The sequence below is a fragment of the Patiriisocius sp. genome (assembly GCF_051252435.1).
GTDB lineage: Bacteria > Bacteroidota > Bacteroidia > Flavobacteriales > Flavobacteriaceae > Patiriisocius.
Genome location: NZ_JBPOFW010000017.1, coordinates 1 through 2,944 on the forward strand (window position 1 = coordinate 1; position 2,944 = coordinate 2,944).

General features: G+C 30.9%; 3 protein-coding genes. All 3 read left to right on the forward strand.

Annotated features, from left to right (window positions below; translation table 11 throughout):
* The first annotated feature begins 438 nt into the window (after positions 1–438).
* Genes ACSHW7_RS15835 through ACSHW7_RS15845 form a run of 3 tightly spaced genes read left to right on the forward strand, consistent with a single transcriptional unit; the run spans position 439 to position 2,694 of the window.
* Complete coding sequence (locus tag ACSHW7_RS15835) at positions 439–774, forward strand: PadR family transcriptional regulator (protein ID WP_435680342.1); 336 nt, start codon at positions 439–441, stop codon at positions 772–774.
* Positions 771–1,373 carry a hypothetical protein gene (locus tag ACSHW7_RS15840; protein ID WP_435680343.1) on the forward strand — a complete coding sequence of 201 codons (603 nt, stop codon included), beginning with the start codon at positions 771–773 and terminating at the stop codon, positions 1,371–1,373. The genes ACSHW7_RS15835 and ACSHW7_RS15840 overlap by 4 nt, the downstream gene beginning before the upstream one ends.
* 4 nt (positions 1,374–1,377) lie before the next feature.
* Positions 1,378–2,694, forward strand: coding sequence for a serine hydrolase domain-containing protein (locus tag ACSHW7_RS15845; RefSeq protein ID WP_435680344.1), 1,317 nt, complete (start codon positions 1,378–1,380; stop codon positions 2,692–2,694).
* Positions 2,695–2,944 lie beyond the last annotated feature (250 nt).

Here is a 2,944-nt window from a genome sequence, read left to right on the forward strand (position 1 = left end):
ACTAACCTTAATCCTCTCTTTTGTTCTTTCTGATTAATGACTTAAAGTTATGTAATTATTAAAAATCAAACTTAAGATGTATATAAAAAATAGGCGAAACAGCATTAAAATAAGGGCTCTTGGCTCGTATCAAAATTTGTGCTTAACCGAAAGTTTAGTGCTTCGCAATCGCCTACTTTTCATATACTAACCGTTGTGCATAATGCGGAAAATAGTGCAAACCATTAACATTAGAAATGAAAAAGCCACCGCACAAATAGCACATTTATTTTTTTGTCAATGCTCAATGCCAATGCTGAAAAAAATAAAAGAGCTGTTTGTTTGCCTCTACCCTAATTTGTAAGCCAATACAATCGAAATTCTACAAATTTAAAACTGCACGAAAATTTTTTATAATAATACATTGTTATACTATGTATTTTGTTATATATTTGTCGAATGAATGAAATCTTTGTCACCAAATGGAAATCGCAAGTAAAGAAAGGAACGCTAACGTTCGTTGTCTTGAACGTACTTCGGAATAATGAATTTTATGGATATGAATTCATTGAAGAAGTAAAGAAACTTACCGACATTGAAATTGCGGAAGGAACATTTTACCCTCTAATGAATAGGTTGAAAAAAGAAGATCTTGTCTCATCAAAGTGGGTAGAACAAGAATCGGGAATACCAAGAAAATATTACGTATTGACCGAAACGGGAAAAGAAACCCTAAAACAAATGCAAATTTATTGGGCGCAATTGTCAACATCAATCAAAAAAATCTCAAAATGAAAATTAAAGAAATAGAATTCAAAGAAACAGCTTCAAAACGTGTCTATGACAGTTATATAAAGCGAACTAAAAAGGCTATCGGGTCTTTGCCTTTATCAGACCAAAATGATATTCTTTTAGAATTTAACAGTCATATTTACGAAGGTCTTCAACGGAATCAAAACAAAACCGAAATCGACAATTTATTGGACATTTTGGACAAATTGGGTATTCCTGAAGAGGTTTTGAAACCTTTGGTTGCAGATAAAAAAATGGAACAGGCAACGAAAACCTTTAATCCGTTACATATTATAAAGGCCTTGGCTCTCAACATAACAAACGGAATATCATACGTGATTTTCTTTATACTGTATTCGTTACTATTTGGTTTTGTCTATCTCATATACGCCAAAATAGTAAATCCAAAAGAAGTTGGCTTGTTTCTTCAAAACGACTCATTTCTGGTGTTGGGAAAAATAAACCAAGAAAAATTAAGTGATACAGGAATTACAGAAGTATTGGGTAATTGGTTCATTCCGATTGTTTTATTATCAATTTTAGTTTCTTATTTCCTAATAACATATTTATTAAAATTAAAACGTAAAATCAATAAAAAATAAAAAGATGAAAAATATTCTAACAAATTTAGCCTTGTTACTTTTTGTGACTATAGGAACAGCACAATCAATTAATACACAAAAACTCGATAGCTTATTTATGCTATTAGAGCAAAATGACAAATTTATGGGTAGCATTGCCATATCTCAAAATCAAAAAACAATCTATGAAAAAACAATAGGATTTACAGATTTAGAGAATAATATCAAAGCAACAAGTAATTCAAAATATAGAATAGGTTCTATATCAAAAATGTTTACAGCTTCTTTGATTTTTGATGCCATTGAAAATGGAAAACTTGAACTTGGGCAAAGTATAGAAAAGTTTTTTCCCAATGTTAAAAACAGTAACGAAATCACAATTGAAAACTTACTTAATCACAGTAGCGGTATCCACGATTTTACAAGAGATGATGACTATTCAACTTGGGACACCATTCCCCAATCAAAAGAAAAAATGATTGAAAGAATTTCAAATGGAGAAAGCGAATTTAGTCCAAATGAAAAAAGTGATTATAGTAATTCGAATTATGTTCTTTTGACATTTATTTTAGAAGAAGTCTACAATAAACCATTCAGCAAAATTTTAGACAAGCGCATTGTAAAACCTTTAAAACTTAAAAACACGTATTATGGAGCCAGAACAAACATTTCAGAAAATGAAACCTATTCATACAGTTATTTAGGGAAATGGAAAAAGAAATCTGAAACTGATATGTCAATACCACAAGGTGCTGGAGCAATAATTTCAAATCCTAAAGACTTAAACGTGTTTGTTGAACAACTTTTTTTAGGGAATATAGTTTCTAAAAAGAGTTTAGAAAAAATGAAAACCATAAAGAATGGTTATGGAATGGGCTTATTTCAATTTCCGTATAATGGTAAAGTTAGTTATGGGCATACTGGCGGAATTGACGGATTCCAGTCTGTTACAAGTTATTTTGAAAAAGATAAATTGGCAATTAGTTTAACTTCAAATGGCGTTAATTATGATAAGAACAAAATTCTATTAGCAACATTAGCTGCATATTATAAAGATACTTTTGAACTGCCCAATTTTGACCGAATAGAATTAAAATCAGAGGATTTGGATAAATTTTTAGGAACATATTCAAGCGAAGAAATACCACCAAAAATAGCAGTTACAAAAGAAGGTAGTACTTTATTTGCACAAGCAACTGGACAAGGTGCTTTTCCTTTAGAACCAACTTCTGAAAATATTTTTACCTTTGACCAGGCAGGTGTCAAAATAGAATTTAATCCATCTGACAAAACAATGATTTTATACCAAGGAGGTGGCGAATTTAAGTTCAAAATGAATTAATTACAAGAGCATATTGAACGACATACCGGAAAACGCCAAGGCTAAAAGCCATACACATTTACAGTCGCTAAAGCCAACGCAAAACCAAACTGTAAAAGAGTATGTCTTGCCAATGCTCACATCTAAACTAAATAACAAAGATCTGGAAACCAAGCAGTACGTGAAAAGCACTATGCACAACAAAGAACTGAGGTAAAAAACAACCTTTTTCTTCATTAAATTTTGACATTATTTTTTTGGGGCGAGAATA